The following is a 21,293-nucleotide window of genomic DNA, read 5'->3' as shown; positions in this document are numbered from 1 at the left end:
CAGACCATTTGGGTCCGCTGGACGGTTGAAGTAGGCGATGTAAAGCTTTTGGATGTCTGCTGCTGTGTTGGCCATTGCGTAGTGTCCTGTCTAATTTGTTATTAATACAAATAATACAAAAAATGAAATAATCAAATAACTATCTGTCAGTGCATTTTTTAGCGAATGAAGATTAGCATGTCAGTATCTTTTTACCTGTGATGTGAATCACAATTCTTTGAGTTTCCCAAAAAATCACGCCTTAAAACAAAAACAGCCCTGACAATCAGGGCTGTTTTGCAAACTAGGGCGTGTTGCCCTGAAAAAACATCAATGAATGATTTTCTTCAGGAAATCACGGGCGCGCTCTGATCTGGCATTTTCAAAGAATTCATCTTTAGAACAATCCTCAACGATCGCACCTTTATCCATGAAGACGATGCGGTTTGCCACTTTTTTGGCAAAGCCCATTTCGTGCGTTACCACCATCATGGTCATGCCTTCTTGTGCCAGGCCTACCATGACGTCCAATACTTCATTGATCATTTCAGGATCAAGCGCAGAAGTAGGTTCATCGAACAACATGGCGATCGGGTCCATGGACAAGGCACGAGCAATTGCCACACGCTGCTGCTGCCCACCGGACAACTGACCAGGGAACTTGTCTTTCTGGGCAATCAGGCCGACGCGATCCAGATATTTGAGGCCACGTTCAGTCGCTTCTTCTTCTGAACGTCCCAGCACTTTGACCTGGCCGATAGTCAGATTTTGACGGATAGACAGATGCGGGAACAACTCAAAGTTCTGGAATACCATGCCTATGCGTGCGCGCAGCTTGGACAGATTGGTTTTGGGATCACCGACAGAAACACCTTCTACCGTGATATCACCTTTCTGGAAAGGCTCCAGACCATTAACCGTCTTGATCAGAGTAGATTTACCCGAACCGGAAGGGCCGCACACGACCACGACTTCACCCTTGGACACTTCAGTAGTGCAGTCAGTCAGGACCTGGAACTGACCATACCATTTACTGACATTATTCAATTTAATCATTTCAAATCTCCACAATATTCTTAACGTATGATCGCCACTTTTGCTTGCAACTTTTTCACGAGCGCGGACAAGCCGAAGCACATGATGAAGTAAACAACTGCTGCGAAGGTATACATTTCCACCAGACGACTGTCACGTTGCGCAACTTTGGCGGCAGAGCCGAAAAAGTCGGCAATGGACAAAATCGATACCAGCGACACGTCTTGAAACAAGACTATGGTCTGCGTCAGCAATATGGGAATCATATTGCGGAAAGCCTGTGGCAAGACAATATGGCCCATGGTTTGCCAGTAATTCATGCCCATGGCATAACCAGCCCAGATCTGGCCACGAGGGATGGACTGTATGCCGGAACGCATGATTTCGCAGTAATAAGCCGCTTCAAACATGACAAAGGTAATCAGGCAAGAAGAGAAGGCACCAACCTGCACAGGTTCTTTCGACCCTAAAATCCAGGCACCAATATAAGGCACCAGGAAGTAAAACCAGAAGATCACCAATACCAATGGTACGGAGCGCATCAGGTTAACGTAGGCCGTCGCAACGAAGTTAATTGCCTTGTTACTCGACAAACGCATCATTGCCAGCAAAGTACCAATGATGATGCCACCAGTCATTGCCAGGAAAGTCAGCTTCAGTGTGAACACCATGCCCGTCTGGAAAAGGTACACCCAGGAGCGCTGGATCACATCAAAATCAAAATTACCCATGCTTAGTGCCCTCCACTATTAGCTGAACCAGATGTGATGAAACCTGGTACGCGCAGTTTCTTTTCCAGCAAATTCGACATGATGATCGCAATCACTGACACAATCAGATAGATGATGGTGGCAGCACCGTATGCTTCAAAAGTCTGAAAAGAAAACTCTTGCATGGAACGCGCGCTGGCTGTCAGTTCAATCAAGCCTATGGACAGGGCCACCGAGCTGTTTTTGATGATCGCCGCCACTTCATTGGTCAGTGAGGGGATGATGATGCGAAATGCCATGGGCAAAAGCACATAGCGGTAAGTTTGTGGCAGTGTCAAACCCAACGCTGTTCCTGCCATCCTCTGACCGCGTGGCAAGGCATTGATACCAGTCGATACCTGTACCGCTACCCGCGCCGAGGTGAAAAATCCCAGGCTCAATACAGCAGTGACGAAAGGTGCATTTGGCAGTTGCTTGAGTGCCGTACCCCAGGCTTCAGGCAAGACTTCAGGGAAGACAAAGTACCAAAGAAACATTTGCACGATCAGTGGAATATTCCTGAATAATTCCACATAGCCATTTGCCAGCTTGACTACCCATTTATTTGGTGCTGTGCGCAGTGTCCCTATCACCAGGCCCAATACCAAAGCAATCACCCAACCCAAACCTGCTGTCGCCAGTGTCCATTTCAGACCGGCGATCAGGGATTCCAGATAGGTTCCCGTTCCATCGGGCGCAATGTCCCAAAAGATATTCCAATTCCAGTTGTAATTCATATTCTCCTCCTGTACAGCGCTTTCAGTCCGCCTTGGCAAGATCGCAAGTACATTGTCTTGCAAAAGAAAACGGGAGGTGCATCCCCCCGTTTTATCGGACTACTTTGCCTTGCTAAGTATTATTTTTTCTTGTTCAATACGGCTTTTTGAGCCTCAGGAACAGCAGCATAAGCAGAAGGTTCACCTGAATCAGTAGGCTTGGCGGCCACTACCTTGAGTTGGTCAGACATAGGCCAGTTCAAAGCAATACCTTTAGGTGGGATAGGTTGCATAAACCATTTGTGGTAGATGCGGTTAACGTCACCAGAAGTCAGCACATTGCCAATCGCTGTATCAACCACTTTCTTGAAAGGAGCGTCATCTTTACGCAACATGATGCCGTACGGCTCTACCGACAATGCTTCCTTGCTGATTTCATAGTCAGCTGGATTTTTTGAGTTGGATACTTGAGAAGCCAACAGAATATCATCCATCACCCATGCCACTGCACGGCCCGTTTCCACCATCAGGAAAGCCTCTGCATGATCTTTGGCTGGCAAAATATTGATGCCCAGATTCTGGTCTGCATTCAACTGTGTCAACTGCTTCAGGTTGGAAGTACCAGAAGTGGATACCACGGCTTTGCCCTTCAAATCCGCGAGGGTTTTGATACCAGAAGATTTTTTCGACAAAATACGGTTGGCCGTAACAAAAGTAGTAGGCGCGAATGCCACCTGTTTTTGACGCTCAACGTTATTGGTTGTAGAACCACATTCCAGATCGATCGTACCATTCGCCATCAAAGGGATGCGGGTAGCAGAAGTCACCGGATTCATTTTGACATTCAGGGAAGTCAAACCCAATTGCTTTTGCACTGCTGTCACAATTTTCAGGCACAAGTCGATGGAATAACCCTGATAAGACTGTTTATCATCCAGGTAGGAAAAAGGGTTGGAAGAATCACGCACACCCAGGGTGATGGTTCCTGTGTCTTTGATTTTTTTCAATGTCCCGGTTTCTTGCGCCTGTGCTACACCGGCGATCAGACCTGCACCAATCAGACCTACCAACAATTTCGAAAATTTCATACTGTCTCCAAAAAGTTAAATCAAAAAATCATGGCTTTGAGTTTAACAAAAACCCTCGGCAAATTACCGTTTTTTTCAGTCGGTTTAATACGTATTACTACTTATATGCTGCTAAAAATTTAGACAAAACATCATCCTTCAAACGATACAAACTGCATCAATATACAGCCTTCATTCAAGCTATCAAGCAAAGACAGTGCCCGCTAATCCGCAACCTTGTCTGTCGGGAAGCGAATGTTGTCACGCAGCAGGAAATTCATGGGCATATTCAGGTTTGCTCCTTTTGGGGGCACGGGCTTGCGGAACCATTTGTCATACAGCTTGGTGACTTCGCCATCATTCATGAGGCGCGCCATTTCACGGTCCAGCAGATTTTTGAATGCAGGATCATCCTTGCGCAGCATGATGGCATATGGTTCGGTAGACAGTGAATCACCCACGACAACGAACTTGCTGGGGTCTTTGGCGTTGGCGCGCTGTCCATACAAGAGCACATCATCGACGGTAAAAGCATCCGCCTTACCGCTTTCTACCATGCCAAAGGATTCATTATGGTCGCTGCCTTCGAGCAATTTCAAATCCAGGCCCCTGACCTTGTCGCGGTCATTCAATAGCTTGACGGTCGTTGTGCCCTTGGAGGTCACCACTTTTTTACCCTTGAGGTCAGTCCAGTTCTTAATGCCTGAATCGGCACGGACGATCATTTTTGCAGTCGCAAAGAAATGCGGGATGGTGAAAGCAACCTGCTTGCGGCGTTCGGCATTATTGGTGGTTGAACCACATTCCATGTCAGCCTTGCCCTCAGCGATGGCAGGAATGCGGGTGCTGCCCGTCACCAGGGCATAGTTCACATTGAGCTGTGGCAGCTTGAGTTCTTTTTTGATTGCATCGACCAGTTTCAGACAAATGTCCATGGAATAGCCGATGGGCTTCTTATCATCATTCAGGTAAGAAAATGGAAAAGACGCCTCACGGTGCGCGATGGTCACCGTTTGCGTCTCTTTGATGCGTGTCAGGGTATCCGCGGCTAATGAAAGCGAGGAGCACAGGACTAGCGCACAGGGCAAGCCAGCCTTTACTATCCATTTCGAAACTTTCATATGATCCCCTTTGAACTTAATTCAGGATGGTAATGATAAAGCCTAACAAAATTCAACAGAAAAATTCACATTTAACAAAATATTATTCAGTATATTTTACAATTCACTCTTGCAAAGATTTTAAAAACAAGTATGCAATTATTGTTCCATACTCATTCTGGAGCTTAGTCTGATAAAACTAAGACTTGATGACACTGATACAGTTCAAGAGCGCTGCCTGCACTCACTGTCCACCAGGCGGCTTGCTGTCTTAAGCTGTAAATCAAGCTGCAAAGCTGAAGAAACGTCATATGCGACACGAATATGGTTCGTACCTGAACCATATTCGTGTCGCAGCAGTACCAGCGGTCTCATTTCATTCACTTCATTGATCACCTATCAGCATAGGTGATCAATAGCTTTTTTCAATTCCAGATTATGGGTACAGACCACGAACTTCACGTGCCTGCAACACTCTGGAGCAACCGATGATAAATGCTGCTGTACGCAAGGAGACATTCTTGTCTTCTGTCACCTGCCATACAGAATTAAAGGCTTCCTTCATGATACGGGTCAGACGCTGGTTGATTTCATCTTCAGACCAGAAATAGCTGGAGAAATCCTGTACCCATTCAAAATAAGACACAGTTACACCACCGGCGTTGGCGATTACGTCTGGTACCACTAATACGCCTTTGTCGCGCAGAATATCGTCAGCTTCTGGCGTAGTCGGGCCATTCGCGCCTTCGAGTATGATTTTGGCACGGATCTGGTCAGCATTTTTCAAGGTGATTTGCTGTTCCAATGCTGCCGGGATCATAATATCGCAGTTAACCGACCAGAACTCATCATTTGGCAAAACTGCCTCTATACCTTCGAAACCAGCAACACTACCCTTGGCTGCCACATGGTCCAGCAGTTTGTTGACATCAAAACCATTTGAATGGAAGATCGTGCCGCCGTGATCTTGCACAGCAACGATCTTGGCACCCGCTTCTGCAAACAGACGGGCGGCAATACCACCTACGTTACCAAAACCTTGCACGGCAATTTTTGCGCCGGCAATGCTCAGGCCACGCTTGGCAGCAGCTTCGCTACCGACCACGAATACACCACGGCCAGTCGCCTCACGACGACCCAGACTACCACCGAGGGAGATAGGTTTGCCGGTGACTACGCCAGTAGCGGTACGGCCTTCGTTCATGGAATAGGTATCCATCATCCATGCCATGGTTTGCTCATTGGTGTTCACGTCCGGTGCCGGAATGTCCTTATCCGGGCCAATGATAATGCCAATTTCAGAGGTATAGCGACGGGTCATGCGCATCAGTTCGCCACGCGACAGCGTTTTTGGATCGACACGGATACCACCTTTGGCGCCACCGTAAGGTACGTTCACTGCAGAGTTCTTGATCGTCATCCAGGCAGACAAGGCCATCACTTCTGACAGCGTCACATCCTGATGGAAACGCACACCACCCTTGCCTGGGCCGCGGGAGGTGTTGTGCTGTACACGGTAACCTTCAAAATGGGAAATGCTGCCGTCATCACGCTCGATAGGCACGTCAACAATGAGAATACGCTTAGGGCGTTTCAGGGTTTCTACCCAGCGTGACAAATGGCCAAGGTAAGGAGTAACGCGATCAATTTGCTCAAGGTAAACTGACCAAGGACCGGTCTCAGTCGGGGTAAGATAAGACGGTATCTGGTGCTGGGTGGACATTATATGACCTCTTGAATTTGGTTTGAACTGGTTTGCAAATCTTGGAGGCCGTTGCAAAATTAACCTGGCGTTGTTGAGTCGCCTTGCCGGGGGCGCCCAGCCATCTTAATTTTGCAACAACCTCCTATTTTCAGACAGGTCTTTCACCCGCGCTGAAAGTAGACGCATAGTAGTCTTTTCGCTTTGAGATCAGCCAATGCTTTGTTTGCATGTATCTATGCATGAAATGCATAACCATGGAATTGGCCTTATGTTATGTCCAGCTCATGTGTCGCTTATGTCCCGACCTGCCTCCTTGCTTTGCTCTGATGTTTTCAATTTAACAAATTCGTGCTGACACTCAATTCTGTTGCTCAACTGCCGCGTCGATTTTTCCCCGAGCGGTTTTTTCCCTGACTTTCCTCTGTCTGCAATTGCTCCAGATATTCCCACAGACGCGAGACGATGGTCTTGCCCGGTCTTTGTATCGAAGGGCGTTCGCGGTACAGGCGGATTTCCATATTCACTTCCCAGGCATTGCTGCCGGCATCAGCCCGGGCCAGTTGTTTTTGCTTGACTTCGCGGGTCACGGCGGACTCGGGCAAAAAAGCGATGCCACGGCCTTCCAGCGCCATCATCTTCAAGCCTTCTGCCATATCGGTTTCATAGCATTTTTCAAGATGCAGAGGCAGGCGCGTGTCATTCAAAATCAGATCCACCATGCGTCCCAGATAGGCATTATTTGCATAGGCCAGGAAAGGAAGTGGTTCTTTCTCAGTCCCCGGCAACAACAGGTCTGGCACACCGTGTTTGTCGCAGCGGGTATAGGCACGCAGCGTCTCAGTGCCCATGCTGATCATGTCGTACTGACTGCTGTCGAGTAAGAGCGGCTGACGAGGATGGTGATAGCACAGCAAAAGGTCACATCCACCTTCTACCAGGGTCATGACGGCATCATGCACATTGAGTGCCAGCAGGCGGCTGTTGATCTCTCCAAATGCCTGATCCAGGCTGGTCAGCCAGCGTGGCACATAGGTCAGCGACAGCGTATGTGGCACAGCAAAATCCACTGTGGTCTGCGTGGTGGTGCGCTTGCCGCGCAACAGCGCACGGGCATTATTGATTTGCCCAAGCATGGCAATTGCCTGCTCGTAAAAAACTTCACCGGCATGCGTCAGACGCGTGGGGTAAGAAGTACGGTCGATCAGGTCACTGCCCAGCCAGGCTTCCAGCGATTGTATGCGGCGTGAGAAAGCCGGTTGCGTAACATGGCGCAATTCTGCAGAGCGACTAAAACTATTGGTCTCTGCCAGCGATACAAAATCTTCCAGCCATTTGGTTTCCATGTTTAGGCGCTCACCAATTCAATTTCATCGGCTTCATCATCATCTTCAGCCAGGTCTTTTTTCTTGCTTTGCTGTCTCTCCCACATGCGCGCATAGGCACCATGCAAGACCAACAAATCATGATGGGTACCACGTTCTATGATGTGGCCTTTGTCCATCACAAGTATCTGTTGCGCATCGACGATGGTCGACAATCTGTGCGCAATCACCAGGCTGGTACGGCTGCGGGCGATGTCTTTCAACTGTGCCTGTATCAATTGCTCGGCCTGCGAATCAAGCGCCGATGTGGCCTCATCGAAAATCAGGATGGACGGATTCTTGAGCAGGGTACGGGCTATCGCTACACGCTGCTTTTCACCACCGGATAATTTCAAGCCCCGCTCACCAACCATACTGTCATATCCGTCTGGTAGCGACTCGATAAAATCATGGATATAGGCAGCCTTGGCCACCGCGATAATCTCTTCTTTACTCGCGCCCGGCTTGCCATAGGCAATGTTGTATTCTATGGTGTCATTGAACAGCACCGTGTCTTGCGGGACTATGCCTATTGCTGCCCTCACTGATGATTGCGTCACGTCGCGCAAATCCTGCCCATCGATGGAAATATGACCCGACTGGATGTCATAAAAACGGAACAGCAAACGCGATAAAGTCGACTTGCCAGAACCACTGTGTCCTACCACTGCGGTAGTCGTGCCAGGGGCGATAGTAAAGTCTACATCAAACAAAATCTGGCGCTTTTCTTCATAGCTGAAATTCACATGCTGGAAGCGGATTTCTGCACCATTCCTGTGATGTACCTGCAGGGCTTGCGCATCAGCATCGTCGGCCACTTCACGGTTCTGGTCGAGCAGGGAAAACAGCCTTTCCATATCGGCCAGGCTCTGCTTGATTTCACGGTACAGGACACCCAGAAAATTCAAAGGGATATACAGTTGTATCATGAAGGCATTCACCAATACCAGATCACCCAGACTCATGGTGCCGTCAATCACACCTTGCGTAGCGCGCCACAGGATCAATGTCACTGCAGTAGCGATGATCATCGACTGTCCGGTATTGAGCAAAAACAGGCTGCTCTGCGATTTGACGGCGGCAGTTTCAAAGCTTTGCAAGCCCACATCATAACGCTGAGCTTCGTATTCTTCATTACCAAAATACTTCACCGTTTCATAGTTGAGCAGTGAATCAATGGCCTTGGTATGCGCCTTGGAATCAAGTTCATTCATGGTACGCCGGAAATGCGTGCGCCATTCAGTCACGACAATGGTGAACACGATATACGTCACGAGTGCAGTCGCGGTAATCAGGCTAAACCATTTGTCGTAATGTGTACTCAGGTAAATCAGGACCAGGGTGATTTCCAGCAAGGTAGGGATGATGCTGAACAAGGCATAAGAAATCAGGGATGAGATCGCCCGCGTCCCACGCTCTATATCTCGCGTAACACCACCGGTTTGCCGGTTCAGGTGGAAACGCAAAGACAGGGCATGCAAGTGACGGAACACTTGCAAGGCAATGGTACGCACTGCCCGTTGTGTGACTTTGGCAAACACGAACTCGCGCAATTCTGTGAACAAGGTGGTCGACAAGCGCAGCGCACCGTAAGCAATCAGCAAACTCACTGGCAAGACCATGACAGCCGCCGGATGTGTGGGGCTGATAGTCATGCTGTCCACCAGGTTTTTCAAGACCATGGGCACGCCGACGTTGGCGAGTTTGGCAGATACCAGGAAAGTCAACGCCAGCAAAACGCGCCACTTATACGCCCACAGATAGGGTAACAGTGTTTTGACGGTGGACCAGTCGCCACGCTGACCAGGGTTGCTGGCCGTAGCAGAGGAAGAGGGATTACGAACGGATTCTCGGCGTCGCATTAAAGAGGTACTCGTATGAAGGTTGAATGGGCTTGTCAGTCCTGGCAATATCAGCACTGACGTACATTGGCAATTCAACAAAATCGCCTTCCATACCAAGAAGGCAACTGAGAGAACAACACATCATGCAAAAACTGCATAAAGAAAATTATAGGCTATAAATCAGATGTCCATCGGTAGCCGCATATTCAGACACGCACCGGCACACAACAAACTGATGATTGCGGACTTTGTCTATTGGGTTATCGTACAATTTGCGTTTTGCTTATTTGTGTTTTGCTTTTCCAGACTGACTAAGTCATTGCAAAATGTAAAACGGTGCTTGCCAATAAGGTATGAAATATGAAAAAGAACAAACTGGTTATTTTTGGCAGCAGCAATATTTTGTCTGATTTATTTGATTGTGCACTGGCGAATGACCTGACGGTTTCAAAGATAGTTTTACATCTGCCTGAAACACTAGGCGAGCGTGATATCAGCCTGCAAGACCGCATTGCGGAATGGGCTGCCTGCGGTGCTGCACCAGAAGTCATCGAATTGGCTAATTTCCAGCCTGCAGATGACGAGCTATATCTGCTGGGGCCGACCACCCCCGCCCGTAGCGTGCTGGAACAAGAAATACAGCAGCGCTATTCCGGCCATGGTCCAGATAGTGGGCTGGAATTCCATACCCTGATCCATCCACGAGCCTATGTATCACCGCTGGCAAAACTGTCACCTGGTGTATTTGTCGGTGCCAATAGCGTCATCGGCCCGGGAGCAACATTGGGGCGCCATGTGTTCGTCAATCGCGGTGTAACGATAGGGCATGATACGCATATCGGCGCTTTTTCGCGGGTACAGCCGGGCAGCAATGTCGGCGGTCTGTCGCGTATAGGTCATAGCGTTACCATCGCCATTGGGGCCACACTGATTGAGCGCCTGCACATAGGTGACCATGCGTTCATCGGCGCAGGTGCCGTGGTGATCAGTGATATTCAAGCAGGTGCACTAATGGTGGGAAATCCGGCCAGGTTCAAGAAGTCTGTGTTGCCATCCTGAGATTAAAGCGCGCCACCGCCAGCTCGCAAGCGCCTTGCAGGCTGGCGGCTGCCTTATTCAAATCCAGGTAATTATCAAAATGCTGTTGCATGGCGAGGCCCGCAGTTCTTCTGGCACCGGGATTATGCAACCACAGCATCAGGGTCTGGAAATAATCCTGCAAGCTTGCCTGCGCCGCACTGCCCAGTTTGTCGCCACCATCTGATCCCTGCAAACTGAGTGCGGGCAAAGCCAATGCCATCGCTTCAGCCACCGCAAAACCGCCACCCATCATGGGTGGATTGATATAGATATCGCTGCAAGTCAGGTATTTAACAGCATCTGCACAGAAAGCAAGGCACTGCACTTGCCCCGCTCTGGCTACCTTTAGTGCGGATGGTATGACACCACTACCGCCGACGATGAGCCACAGAACATCGGGATGTTGATTCAACACTTGCAACATGGTGGCTGCCCAGTCCCCCTTGATCCTGGCTTCACTCTCGCTGACCAGGGTGACCAGTATCAGCTTGTCTGGTGCCAGCCCCAAAGATGCTCGTGTATGTCCGGGTTTGATTTCCGGTCTTTGCACACGATAGGAATGATAGTAAGCCTGGCTGGCCGGAAAAGCCGCGGTCCATTGCGAGGCCTGCAAGCCATCCAGTTCCTGCTGCGCTGTCAGCCATACGTCGGCAGGCAACATGGGTGACAGGGAATTGATGCCTAGGCTGAGCACGGGGCGCGCTGGATAAGTCGCTGCCGCCAGGCCGGCATACAGACCAACAAACATCACCAGATCAGGATCAAACAGGGCGATTTGTCCCAGCAGGCTCTTCCATCTTTGTACGAGCGAAAAACGCGTATCTCCGGTCATCACTTGCCCACCCTGCCCAAGGTATTTATCCCAGCCTGCGGTCACAAACTGTGGCTCTGGTGTATAGGAATGGCTGCCCAGATAATGTTTAAAATCTGGCCCCAGCATTTCTTGCGCTGAATACAGCACGACTTCATAGCCGAGCTGGCGCAGGTTTTCTGCCTGCTGCAAAGCCATCAGCGTGGGCGGATGTTTGATATTGCTCACAAATGGTGCAATCAGCGCAACCTTGCGTACCCCGCTAATGAGACGTTTTTTTAACACTTGCGCAGGCTGCACCTGCTGCCATATCCACAGATTCAGGCTGGTGGTAATCGCCGGCAGGGCCAGTTCTTGCAAGCGCTGCTGAAACGCCTGACGTCCTGGCGTATCGAGCAAAACCCTTTGCCAGCCGTATTGCAGGAAGGTGACAAGCCGGTCTGCATCATAAGGCTGCAGAGTCAGTACTAGTTGCCCAGCCTGTTGCAGATATTCTGGTCTGCCTGTCAGCATGTCAAGGAAGGTGGCACGATAAAAGCCAGGCAAGCCAGTAGCGGTGACATTCGCCAGCAAAAACTGCTCTAGCTGCAGCGTTAATGCCGGCGTGGCCTGACGGCGCATCAAATCCACCATCTGATGCCAGCAGTGGCTGGCCGTCGGATTGGCTACCGTGCGCATGACTGCATCATCGAGCAATCTTAATTCTTCGTGTTTAACTTCCATTACCTGTTCTTTGTTTGTCCTGCCACAAGAGAAGCTTTTAAAGCTTTTGAAGTTTTTTCTTGATCCTGAAGTGAAATATTTTCGCTCGCCTGGTCTGCACAGTGCATTTTAGTCCACGAAATTATTACATTGGCATCAACTTTACAATATATCACTCTGTCAGTCGCTGGCAAGCCACTTGCTTTACTCAGTCCACATGAAATCTGGTTTAAGATTTGTCTCATCCTCCGACTTCTCATCGACTTATTCAAAATCATTATGACTGAACAAATATCTAACGGACTGCCAGCACATATGCCCACCTTGAGGGTCATGCCCATGCCAGCTGATGCGAATGTCCATGGCGATGTATTTGGCGGCTGGATCATGTCCCAGGTTGATATTGCCGGTGCCATCCCGGCGGCACGCCGTGCGAATGGCCGGGTTGCGACCATCGCGGTAAACTCTTTCCTGTTCAAACAACCTGTGTTTGTAGGTGACCTGTTGTCGTTTTATGCAGAAGTCGTCAAGGTAGGTAATACCTCAATCACGGTATCGGTGGAAGTGTATGCCGAACGTAATCGCCTGCAGGCGTCGACCGTCAAAGTCACTGAAGCGACGCTGACTTATGTCGCCACTGGCAATGACCGCAAACCGCGTCAGATTCCACCACTGGAAGAAATTACCAAGGTGAGCTGAGCATTTTTATGAAGTTATCACGTCGTTCGTTTTTACAACAGTCCCTGCAATTCACTACTTTTGCTGCACTTGCCCAGGCTTTTCCCGGATTTGCTGCTGAACGCAGCAGTGTCTATCCTTTCAGTCTGGGTGTTGCTTCCGGCTCACCCCGGCATGACAGCGTGGTCTTGTGGACGCGCTTGTTGCCCGAACCCCTGAATGCATCTGCCCTGCCTGCGGTGCCCTATAAACTGCGTTGGGAAATGGCAGAAGATGAGCAATTTAGCCGCATAGTCAACAAGGGTGAAACCCATGCTCTGCCCGAGCTGGCTCACAGCGTGCATGTGGATGTCACTGGTTTGTTACCTGACCGCTGGTACTGGTACCGCTTCATGCTGGGTGATGCAGTCAGCCCGACAGGTCGCACCCATACTGCACCAGCCGCCGATGCGCTGAATGTCAACTTGCGTCTGGCGGTGGCCTCTTGCCAGCATTGGGAGTTTGGTGAATACGCAGCCCACAGACATATTGCCGCTGCCAATCCGGATCTGGTGGCATTTTTAGGTGATTATATTTATGAGTGGGGTCCTTACGATTTGCGCCACCCCGGCAAGCCACGCAACCGTGAGATAGAAAGCTTCAGCCTGGCTGACTACCGTGCCCGTTATGCGCAATACAAGACAGATCCGCAATTGCAGGCGGCTCATCATGCGGCACCATGGATAGTGACCTGGGACGATCATGAGATCGCCAATGATTACGGTAATGACAGGGATGAGCGGCTGGACGTGAACTTTCTCTTGCGCCGGGCTGCTGCTTATCAGGCGTTTTATGAACATATGCCGGTGCGCCTGCATGCCAGCCATACTGACTTCGTCAATATGCGTATCTATGACCGTTATGACTGGGGCAGACTGGCACGTTTCCACGTACTCGACAGCCGGCAATACCGTTCGCATCAGGTTTGCCCCAAGCCTGGCCGTGGTGGCTCGAATTCTGTCAGCAATGCTGAATGCAGTGACCGATTGGACCCCGGCCGCAGCATGCTGGGCATGGAGCAAGAAAGATGGCTGGCACGCGGCTTTGCCAATTCAAATGCAAAGTGGAACATCCTGAGCCAACAAACCTTGATGGCGCAATCCAGCCAGACCGCCGTCAATCAAGATGGTGATGGCAAGTTCTGGACTGATGGCTGGGATGGTTATCCTGTCGCCAGACAACGCCTGATGGAAGACTTGCAAAAACACAAGCCTGCCAATCCAGTCGTGATTTCTGGCGATGTCCATACTTTTTATGCTGCCAACCTGAAGCGCGATTTTTACAGCAAGGCATCTGCCAGCAACCCGATTTTAGCAACAGAATTTTGCGGTACTTCGGTGACATCAAGTTCACGCCCGCAAGAACGTACCGATCAGTATGTGGCACAAAATCCGCATATCAAATACGGTCGTAGCGACAAGCGCGGTTTCATGTTGCTGGATCTTTCGCAAACCAGGATACAGACACATTTCCTGGCGTTGGATGACGTGGCAAAAGTAGATTCTGGTATTGCTACACTCAGAAGTTTTGTCGTGGAAGATGGCAGGCCTGGTGTGGTCGTAGCTTAGAACTCATTTCATAAATAGGAGTGCGTTCTAATTATTATCGCCGAAAATACACAATGCATATGCAATAAAAAAGGAAGGCATCGCCTTCCTTTTTTATTATTGAACAGAGAGCTTACGCTTTCTTTTCATCACGCAGTTCGCGGCGCAAAATCTTGCCTACATTAGTCTTAGGCAAATCGGTACGGAACTCGATGTACTTTGGTTTTTTGTAAGCCGTAAATTGTTCCTTGCAATAATCCATGAGTTGATCAACTGTCAGCGAAGGATCTTTACGTACCACAAACAATTTCACTGCTTCACCAGAGTTGGCATCTGGAACACCGATGCAGGCACATTCAAGTACACCAGGATGCATGACAATGACTTCTTCAATTTCATTGGGATAGACATTGAAACCGGATACCAGGATCATGTCTTTCTTGCGGTCGACGATCTTGGTATAGCCACGCTCATCCATGATACCAATGTCACCGGTCTTGAAGAAGCCATCGCCTGTCATGACCTTGGCCGTTTCTTCAGGACGGTTCCAGTAACCAACCATCACTTGCGGGCCACGAATGGCGATTTCACCGCGTTCACCCAAAGCGACTGGCTTGCCGTCATCATCCAGGATGGCTATTTCCGTTGAAGGGATAGGCATGCCTATGGTGCCGGAAAATACCTTGGTATCTGCCGGATTGGCCGTTGCGACAGGTGAAGTTTCCGACAAACCATAGCCTTCGGCAATCGCGCAACCTGTGGTCGCCAGCCATTTATCAGCCACGGCTTTTTGCACGGCCATACCACCGCCGCTACAAATTTCATAACCAGAGAAATCCAGCGCAGCAAAGTTGGCATTGTTCAGCAAACCGTTATACAAAGTGTTCACCGCAGGGAAAATATTCACTCTGTACTTGCCCAGTTCCTTGATAAAACCGGGGATATCACGCGGATTGGGGATCAGCAAGTTCAGGGCACCTATGCGAGTGCCGAGCAGGCTGCAGACCGTCAGCGCAAAGATGTGGTACAGCGGCAAAGCACAGACAATGACTTTCTGCTCATCCATATGACCAGCCATGCTGGGTGACAGCCAGGCATCGTTTTGCAGGATATTGGCGACCACATTTTTGTGTGACAAAGTCGCGCCTTTGGAGACACCGGTGGTACCACCCGTGTACTGCAGGAAAGCGACATCATCATGCGTAGTTGCCACGGGCGTAAAGTTTGCACCCGCAGCTTCAGACATCACTTTATTAAAACGGATGGCGTTCGGCAAAGAAAATGCCGGCACCATTTTTTTGACGTGGCGCACGACAAAATTGACGATGGCGCCTTTCAAGCCACCCAGCATTTCACCCATGTTGGCAACAATGATGTGCTTGATCGCTGTCTTGCTGAGTACTTGCTCCAGCGTGGTGGCAAAGTTTTCCAGGATGAAAATGGCTTCTGCACCAGAATCCTTGAGTTGATGCTCAAGCTCACGCGGCGTGTACAGAGGGTTGACGTTAACCACCGTGTAACCTGCACGCAAAACCGCAGCCATGACGACAGGATATTGCAATACATTTGGCATCATGATGGCAACGCGTGCACCTTTTTTTAATCCCTTGGCTTGCAGCCAGCCTGCCAGTTGCCGGGACATCGTATCCAACTGACCATAGGTAATGCGCTTGTCCATACAAGCATAGGCATCACGGGCCGCGTACTTCTGAAATGATTCTTCCAGCATCTGCACCAGGGATTGATACTGATTGATATCAATTTCTGCCGGTACGCCTGCAGGATAGTTCTTCAGCCAAATTTTATCCATATCTTCTCCGTCTCCTGTGATTGTTGTTTTTTGCCTCTGCCTCGCACACTTTGCCTTGCACATCGCATCACACATCATCACGCAACGTTTGATGGCACAAAGACAAGCCTGAAAGGCATGGGTTTCCTAGTTTCGATGCTATCGGCTAAGTTCGGCTAAAGCAAGCGATTTAAAGCTTACTTGAAAGCATCCTCTAGGGAAATACCGCAATGCAATAAATCCTGCTTGAATAATTTAGCCTGCTTTTGACATGCAACAACACCAGCCTGTCACAAATGCGACAGGCTGATTTTTTGTAAGAATCAAGTGATGTTTAGTCAGGCTGCCGTAATTGATCTGGCAGTTGGCGCTGGCATGCATTTCTCAACTTGCACCAGCAAATCGTAGAAAGTAGGGCCGCCGCCCATGTCGGTCAGACGCTGGCTGGTAACTTCGTTGGCATTCTTGTGGTCATCCGCAAGTTTTTTCCACCAGATCGACAAACCCACCACCAGGCCAGGCCTGGCTTTGTCTGAGACACGGGCGATGGCTTCAAAACTGCCCCTGTCGTTGAATATTCTCAACTTGTCGCCGTGCACAATATGGCGGCTGCCGGCATCTTGCGGATGTATGTCCAGATGCGGCTCACCTTCTGTATCACGCAGGCTTTGCACATTGACGAAAGTGGAATTCAAAAAATTGCGCGCTGGTGGAGAAATCATGGCCAGTGGATAACGCGCTGCCAGTTCCGCATTCGATGCCACTGATTCATAAGGTGCGATGTAAGTGGGCAAGGGATCGAGCCCATCGCGCTTCATGGTCTCGCTATAAAACTCGCATTTACCAGATGGCGTGCCAAAGCCTCCGTTGGCAAACGGTGCGTCTGCCACCTTCAGTTTGGCCCAGCCGGTTTTCTTTAATGAAGACCAGTCAAAATGCACGGCATGCGCATGATTTTTATTAAAGGCCAATGCGGCGATATCGTCATCGCTGTCTGTAAAACAGGCATCATCAAAACCCATAGCCCTGGCAATCAAACGGAAAATTTCGGTATTCGGTTTGGCTTCACCAAGAGGGGTAATCGCAGGATTATTCGCCATCATGTACAGATGGCCATAGGTACTATGAATGTCCGTGTGTTCCAGTTGTGTCGTTGCTGGCAATAGTATGTCTGCATAATCTGCCGTATCAGTCTGGAAGTGTTCCAGCACGACCGTGAACAAGTCTTCACGCGCAAAGGCTTGCGCCACCCTGGAAGATTCAGGTGCGATAGCGACAGGGTTGGAGTTATAGACTATCACCGCTCCGACTTTGGGACCAAAATCTGCCGAAGCTTCACGCAGTAAATCATCGCCTATGGTGCTCATATTGATGGTGCGGCGAGGGAAACCTTCTGGAAATAAATCAGGTCTTTGCAAGGCTGCAGTATTCTTGGGAAAGGCGTCCGACATCGACAATTGCGTGCCGCCCGCAGCATGACGCCATGCACCTGTCAGCGCTGGCAGACAGGCGATATTGCGCACTGCCATGCCGCCACCATGCACCCTTTGCACGCCATAATTCATGCGTATCATGCTGGCTTCACCACGCTTGCCGCATTCGCCGTATTCTTTGGCGAGTTGCACGACTTCATCGGCGCTGATACCGCATACCTCAGCAACGCGCTCTGGCGTCCATTCTGCAACCCGTTCACGTAATTGTTCAAAACCCAGAGTATGCTCAGCAATGTAGTCATGATCCAGCAAATCTTCACGTATCAAGACATGCATGAGACCGAGCGCCAATGCCGAATCAGTGCCTGGCAACAAGGCGATATGCTGATGGCATTTTTCGGCTGTCAATGAGCGGTAAGGGTCAATCGCAATCAGCTTCGCACCATTGCGTTTGGCTTCTTGCACACGCATCCAGAAATGCAGATTGGAGGCGATAGGGTTACCACCCCACATGATAATCAGTTTGGCATTTTGAGTATGTTCTATGTCTGCGCCTACGCGTGTACCTACCGTATATTTGTAGCCGACGCCGCCCGCTGTCGCACATATCGTGCGGTCCAGAAATGAAGCGCCAATCTTGTTGAAGAAGCGCATCGCCATGCTCTCGCCCTGCACCAGACCCATGGTGCCGGCGTAACTGTAAGGCAGGATGGACAGGGGATTACTGGTAGCCAGCGGCCTGAGTTTTTCAGCGATGCTTGCAATCGCTTCTTCCCATGTAATACGGACAAACTTGCCCTCACCCTTTTTGCCTATCCGCTTTTGTGGATACAGCAAACGATCGGGGTGGTAAGTGCGCTCTGTATACCGGGATACCTTGGTGCACAAAACACCTGCTGTTGTCGGATGTGCGGGGTCACCCTTGACTGCTATGGCGATACCATTTTCCACTGTCACATGCAGGGCGCATGTATCGGGGCAATCATGCGGGCATACGGCTTTGACGATATTGCTGCTCATAGTAATCCTGATTCAATTATTTACTTGATGCTGGTTGTGCTTGATACTGTTTTTGCGACGGCATTTGTAGCTCAAGCATCATGACTAACAATTCAACGCTGCCTGGCACAAATGATATGCCGGATCATGATACGGCCTGTTGTTCACATCTATCTTATGCCAGAGCCTGTTATGGCTACCGATACACAAATGCTGTTTTTCTGCGTATCAGCAGATATTCCTCTACTCCGGTAACACATCCTGCTTATCGCTCAGACGCTTGCCGGGGTTCTTATGCTCCAGTGCCAGCAGCGCCGCAGAATGATCAGCATGCGGATAATCGCGCAACAAGCTGCGGTAGACATCCGTGACCAGTTTGGTAATGGGTAAATCCACGCCTGCATGCTGCGCAGCGATCAGGATATTTTCCATATCCTTGGCCTGGCTTTTGACCTGTCCACCAGGCATGAAGGTTCTGTCCAGCATGCGCTGACCATGCACTTCCAGTATGCGGCTCTCTGCAAAGCCACCTCGCAAGGCTTGGCGAACCGCTGCGGGATCAGCCCCGCCAGCTTGTGCCAGCAACAAGGCTTCGGCAACGATATTAATCGTGGCGCCAACTATCAACTGATTACAGAGTTTGGCCAGTTGCCCTGTCCCTGGACCGCCTACGCGCTGTGGCTTGCCCATGGCAGACAATACCTGTAGCACTTCTGGATAAACTGCTTCATCCGCCCCCGCCATAATCGCCAAACTGCCCGCTTCAGCACCGATGACGCCGCCGGAAACCGGTGCATCAATAAAATGCACACCCTGTTTCTGTAGCGAGGCATGTAGCGCCTGCGCCTGCGATTGCTGTATGGAGCTCATATCGATGACGATGCTACCCACGCGCAAGGCTGGCAGAATTTGTGCTATCACGCCTGCCACAGCATCGCCATCTTCCAGCATGGTAATGACGATATCCGCATTGGATTGTCTGACTGCCAGCAAGGCAGTGTCTGCCACAATGCCGCCATCTGCCATTAGTGTTTCAGCTTTTGCACGGGTACGGTTCCAGGCTGTCACTGGATAGCCTGTAGTCAGCAAACGGCGCGCCATGGGCTTTCCCATCAAACCAGTGCCGAGAAAAGCGATAGTTGTTTCAGATACTGTTTTCACACTGATCCTTTAATGCAGATATGATTGCCGGAACTAAATTGTAAACGCTAGCTCTTAGGAGCGTATTGCAAGAGATTGCTACAATAGGGGCTGTGGTTTTATATTGATGTCCTATTGATTTCTTATTTTCACCTGAAAGCCCATTTTATGCGCCTGCGTATTTCATCTTTAATCGCCATTGCCATCACTGCCATGTGCGCCAGTTCATCTGTATTCGCCATAGATTCCGCTTCGCTGGAATTTGCCACTGGTAACAAAACCAAGATGCTGCGCCTTGGTTTGCAATCAAGCTGGGATAATAAATGGTTTGCCTCAAACGGCACTCACATCGGTGGCTACTGGGACTATACCCTCGCCCAATGGCGTGGCAGTAATTTCGAAGGCAAGGGCGGGACACAAAACCTGGCAGATATAGGCGTTACTCCTGTCTTCCGCTTTCAAAATGATAGCAAAAAAGGTTTTTACGGCGAAGCTGGCATAGGCTTGCACATGCTGTCAGAAATTTATGACAACAATGGCCGACGGTTCTCAACCAATTTCCAGTTCGGTGATCATATCGGCGTTGGTTATGTCACCAAAGATGGCTGGGATTTGAGTTTCAAGATCCAGCATTATTCAAATGGTGGTGTTAAACATCCGAATCCAGGTGTGAATTTTGCTGTGTTGAAGGCGGGGTACGCGTTTTAAGCGTCTTTACGCAATTGGTATTTGCTGAATAAAAAAGGAGCGCGAGCTCCTTTTTTATTGCCTATAAGTTCGTGCTCTCATTTCAAGACCTGCTTGGAGCAATGATCGTTCAACTCCAGCATTTTCTATCGCACATCAGCGCTTTATATCTTAATGCGGCTTTGTTTTCTCACCAGTGGTTTGTACATACTGATGACAGATACCCTCTTTGTTGATCCACGAAAGCCGCTGGAGCGCCAGCCCGTTAGTCTCCTGCATGCGCAGGAGCGACGATTTAAAGGTTCATCGTTGAAATGTGTGTACCTGGATGCAAAGACTTGAACTACTCCAGCACTTAGCTATCCACCCTGATTACAATAGAATTAGCCAGATTATCGTCGCTCCAGCTTAGGCTGTAGCCTGGTGTCGTTGCTTGACGGGCCGTGCGGTGAGAAGGGAGCGCTTGATCGATGAGACGGTGGTGGTGCACACGGTGCATTCCACTGAGATGAATGGGATACCAGCGCTTCAAGAATGAATACAAAGGGCCTGAGTCACAGAGTAAAAACAGAGAAGATCGCATGTTTTTGCTGCTCTTTTGCCGTTCTCGCCTTTCTCAGTGGAGCTCTGTGTCTCTGTGCCTCAGTGTTGAGAGGTCTTGACGTAGTTTTTGATCTTGTTTTGTCTGTTATTTCTGTTTAGTTTTTGTATTTTTCGTTCACCCAAAAGCAAAACCCCCGCTTAACCAAATAAGCGGGGGTATGCGGAATAAAAGCCTGACGATAACCTACTTTCACACTGGTTGCAGCACTATCATTGGCGCGTAATCGTT

General features: G+C 49.7%; 16 protein-coding genes. 4 read left to right on the top strand and 12 right to left on the bottom strand.

All coding sequences use genetic code 11. The features are described 5' to 3' along the window. Positions 1 to 309 precede the first annotated feature (309 nt). From AC3WQT_RS28800 to AC3WQT_RS28765, 8 genes are all read right to left on the bottom strand, one after another. Positions 310 to 1,035 (bottom strand): amino acid ABC transporter ATP-binding protein, encoded by a 726-nt coding sequence (locus tag AC3WQT_RS28800; protein WP_492709450.1) that lies wholly within the window; start codon positions 1,033 to 1,035, stop codon positions 310 to 312. A gap of 20 nt (positions 1,036 to 1,055) precedes the next feature. Continuing rightward, positions 1,056 to 1,745: an amino acid ABC transporter permease gene (locus AC3WQT_RS28795; RefSeq protein ID WP_492709448.1), complete on the bottom strand. Its 690-nt coding sequence runs from the start codon at positions 1,743 to 1,745 to the stop codon at positions 1,056 to 1,058. 2 nt (positions 1,746 to 1,747) lie between these two features. Continuing rightward, positions 1,748 to 2,500, bottom strand: a complete 753-nt coding sequence (locus tag AC3WQT_RS28790; RefSeq protein WP_492709446.1) for an amino acid ABC transporter permease — start codon at positions 2,498 to 2,500, stop codon at positions 1,748 to 1,750. A gap of 119 nt (positions 2,501 to 2,619) precedes the next feature. Continuing rightward, a complete protein-coding gene (locus tag AC3WQT_RS28785) occupies positions 2,620 to 3,567 on the bottom strand; it encodes a transporter substrate-binding domain-containing protein (RefSeq protein ID WP_492709445.1) in 948 nt (315 codons plus the stop codon). Positions 3,568 to 3,770: 203 nt separating this feature from the next. After that, positions 3,771 to 4,667 (bottom strand): amino acid ABC transporter substrate-binding protein, encoded by an 897-nt coding sequence (locus AC3WQT_RS28780; protein ID WP_492709443.1) that lies wholly within the window; start codon positions 4,665 to 4,667, stop codon positions 3,771 to 3,773. A 415-nt stretch (positions 4,668 to 5,082) separates the two neighbouring features. Continuing rightward, on the bottom strand, positions 5,083 to 6,369 hold the full coding sequence (locus AC3WQT_RS28775) for a Glu/Leu/Phe/Val family dehydrogenase (RefSeq protein ID WP_422954481.1): 1,287 nt from the start codon (positions 6,367 to 6,369) through the stop codon (positions 5,083 to 5,085). A 353-nt stretch (positions 6,370 to 6,722) separates the two neighbouring features. Then, entirely contained in the window at positions 6,723 to 7,694 is a 972-nt protein-coding gene (locus AC3WQT_RS28770; protein ID WP_492709441.1) for a LysR family transcriptional regulator, read from the bottom strand. A gap of 2 nt (positions 7,695 to 7,696) precedes the next feature. Continuing rightward, a complete protein-coding gene (locus AC3WQT_RS28765; RefSeq protein ID WP_492709439.1) occupies positions 7,697 to 9,574 on the bottom strand; it encodes an ABCB family ABC transporter ATP-binding protein/permease in 1,878 nt (625 codons plus the stop codon). Between the two features lie 342 nt (positions 9,575 to 9,916). Here AC3WQT_RS28765 and AC3WQT_RS28760 point away from each other — a divergent pair, with 342 nt between their 5' ends. Beyond that, a complete protein-coding gene (locus AC3WQT_RS28760) occupies positions 9,917 to 10,615 on the top strand; it encodes an acetyltransferase (protein ID WP_492709437.1) in 699 nt (232 codons plus the stop codon). Here the strand turns inward: AC3WQT_RS28760 and AC3WQT_RS28755 are convergent. Next, the gene (locus tag AC3WQT_RS28755; protein ID WP_492709436.1) at positions 10,590 to 12,170 is read right to left on the bottom strand and encodes a glycosyltransferase family protein; all 1,581 of its coding nucleotides are present in this window, start codon (positions 12,168 to 12,170) and stop codon (positions 10,590 to 10,592) included. The two genes, AC3WQT_RS28760 and AC3WQT_RS28755, sit on opposite strands and share 26 nt — an antisense overlap. Before the next feature lie 258 nt (positions 12,171 to 12,428). On the opposite strand from AC3WQT_RS28755, the gene AC3WQT_RS28750 reads away from it, so the two are divergent. Together AC3WQT_RS28750 and AC3WQT_RS28745 are read left to right on the top strand one after the other, a co-directional pair. Further along, positions 12,429 to 12,848: an acyl-CoA thioesterase gene (locus tag AC3WQT_RS28750; protein WP_492709434.1), complete on the top strand. Its 420-nt coding sequence runs from the start codon at positions 12,429 to 12,431 to the stop codon at positions 12,846 to 12,848. A gap of 8 nt (positions 12,849 to 12,856) precedes the next feature. Continuing rightward, positions 12,857 to 14,434 carry an alkaline phosphatase D family protein gene (locus AC3WQT_RS28745; protein ID WP_492709433.1) on the top strand — a complete coding sequence of 526 codons (1,578 nt, stop codon included), beginning with the start codon at positions 12,857 to 12,859 and terminating at the stop codon, positions 14,432 to 14,434. Between the two features lie 112 nt (positions 14,435 to 14,546). Here AC3WQT_RS28745 and AC3WQT_RS28740 read toward each other — a convergent pair whose 3' ends face one another. The 3 genes from AC3WQT_RS28740 to AC3WQT_RS28730 all read right to left on the bottom strand — a co-directional run bounded on the left by AC3WQT_RS28740 (position 14,547) and on the right by AC3WQT_RS28730 (position 19,795). Then, positions 14,547 to 16,223, bottom strand: a complete 1,677-nt coding sequence (locus tag AC3WQT_RS28740) for a long-chain-fatty-acid--CoA ligase (protein ID WP_492709431.1) — start codon at positions 16,221 to 16,223, stop codon at positions 14,547 to 14,549. 317 nt (positions 16,224 to 16,540) lie between these two features. After that, entirely contained in the window at positions 16,541 to 18,655 is a 2,115-nt protein-coding gene (locus AC3WQT_RS28735) for a molybdopterin-containing oxidoreductase family protein (RefSeq protein ID WP_492709429.1), read from the bottom strand. 222 nt (positions 18,656 to 18,877) lie between these two features. Then, positions 18,878 to 19,795 (bottom strand): NAD(P)-dependent oxidoreductase, encoded by a 918-nt coding sequence (locus tag AC3WQT_RS28730; protein WP_492709427.1) that lies wholly within the window; start codon positions 19,793 to 19,795, stop codon positions 18,878 to 18,880. 147 nt (positions 19,796 to 19,942) lie between these two features. On the opposite strand from AC3WQT_RS28730, the gene AC3WQT_RS28725 reads away from it, so the two are divergent. Beyond that, the gene (locus AC3WQT_RS28725) at positions 19,943 to 20,482 is read left to right on the top strand and encodes an acyloxyacyl hydrolase (RefSeq protein ID WP_492709425.1); all 540 of its coding nucleotides are present in this window, start codon (positions 19,943 to 19,945) and stop codon (positions 20,480 to 20,482) included. Positions 20,483 to 21,293: the final 811 nt, after the last annotated feature.

The organism is Undibacterium sp. FW305-107, assembly GCF_058788535.1.
Note: the sequence above shows the minus strand (reverse complement) of the source record. Positions and strands in the feature narration are given on the sequence as shown.

Bases quoted from the DNA above. Each gene is read 5' to 3' on its own strand.
- AC3WQT_RS28785 (WP_492709445.1), bottom strand. From the start codon at position 3,567: ATGAAATTTTCGAAATTGTTGGTAGGTCTGATTGGTGCAGGTCTGATC.
- AC3WQT_RS28790 (WP_492709446.1), bottom strand. From the start codon at position 2,500: ATGAATTACAACTGGAATTGGAATATCTTTTGGGACATTGCGCCCGAT.
- AC3WQT_RS28795 (WP_492709448.1), bottom strand. From the start codon at position 1,745: ATGGGTAATTTTGATTTTGATGTGATCCAGCGCTCCTGGGTGTACCTT.
- AC3WQT_RS28770 (WP_492709441.1), bottom strand. From the start codon at position 7,694: ATGGAAACCAAATGGCTGGAAGATTTTGTATCGCTGGCAGAGACCAAT.
- AC3WQT_RS28725 (WP_492709425.1), top strand. From the start codon at position 19,943: ATGCGCCTGCGTATTTCATCTTTAATCGCCATTGCCATCACTGCCATG.
- AC3WQT_RS28780 (WP_492709443.1), bottom strand. From the start codon at position 4,667: ATGAAAGTTTCGAAATGGATAGTAAAGGCTGGCTTGCCCTGTGCGCTA.
- AC3WQT_RS28740 (WP_492709431.1), bottom strand. From the start codon at position 16,223: ATGGATAAAATTTGGCTGAAGAACTATCCTGCAGGCGTACCGGCAGAA.
- AC3WQT_RS28735 (WP_492709429.1), bottom strand. From the start codon at position 18,655: ATGAGCAGCAATATCGTCAAAGCCGTATGCCCGCATGATTGCCCCGAT.
- AC3WQT_RS28755 (WP_492709436.1), bottom strand. From the start codon at position 12,170: ATGGAAGTTAAACACGAAGAATTAAGATTGCTCGATGATGCAGTCATG.
- AC3WQT_RS28750 (WP_492709434.1), top strand. From the start codon at position 12,429: ATGACTGAACAAATATCTAACGGACTGCCAGCACATATGCCCACCTTG.
- AC3WQT_RS28745 (WP_492709433.1), top strand. From the start codon at position 12,857: ATGAAGTTATCACGTCGTTCGTTTTTACAACAGTCCCTGCAATTCACT.
- AC3WQT_RS28765 (WP_492709439.1), bottom strand. From the start codon at position 9,574: ATGCGACGCCGAGAATCCGTTCGTAATCCCTCTTCCTCTGCTACGGCC.
- AC3WQT_RS28800 (WP_492709450.1), bottom strand. From the start codon at position 1,035: ATGATTAAATTGAATAATGTCAGTAAATGGTATGGTCAGTTCCAGGTC.
- AC3WQT_RS28775 (WP_422954481.1), bottom strand. From the start codon at position 6,369: ATGTCCACCCAGCACCAGATACCGTCTTATCTTACCCCGACTGAGACC.
- AC3WQT_RS28760 (WP_492709437.1), top strand. From the start codon at position 9,917: ATGAAAAAGAACAAACTGGTTATTTTTGGCAGCAGCAATATTTTGTCT.